Below are 416 nucleotides of genomic sequence, written 5' to 3' on the forward strand. Positions count from 1 at the left end.
ACTACCGAAGCACCCACAGAAACTACTACCGCGGTTCCGGTAATGACTACCGAAGCACCCGCAGAAACTACTACTGCGGCTCCGGCAACCACAGTCACAACGGCAGCCACAAAGGCAACTACCAAGGCAACCACCACGAAAAAGACTTCAGAAGTACCGAGTTCCACGGTTCTGTACGGTGACACCAATCTGGACGGCAGAGTGGACATCACTGATGCAGTACTGCTGAACAAGGCAGTCGCCAATGCAGTTACACTGTCCAGTGCTGCCCGCCAGAACAGCGACTGCAGGCAGGACGGCGAACTTACAAGCGATGATGCTGTAGTACTGATGCAGTTCTTAGTCCATATTGTCACTAACCTGCCGCAGTAAACGGCGATAGTTTAAGGCAATACCGCACAAAGAGCGTCTGGCGA

The 416-nt window shown here is 53.1% G+C and carries 1 protein-coding gene; it reads left to right on the forward strand.

The features are described from left to right. Positions 1–372, forward strand: a 372-nt coding sequence (locus RUMCAL_RS15795; protein WP_021681103.1) for a dockerin type I repeat-containing protein, incomplete at its 5' end; no start/stop codon positions are given. Positions 373–416: the final 44 nt, after the last annotated feature.

Origin of the sequence: Ruminococcus callidus ATCC 27760, from assembly GCF_000468015.1 — a bacterium.
Classification (GTDB): Bacteria; Bacillota; Clostridia; order Oscillospirales; family Ruminococcaceae; genus Ruminococcus_C; species Ruminococcus_C callidus.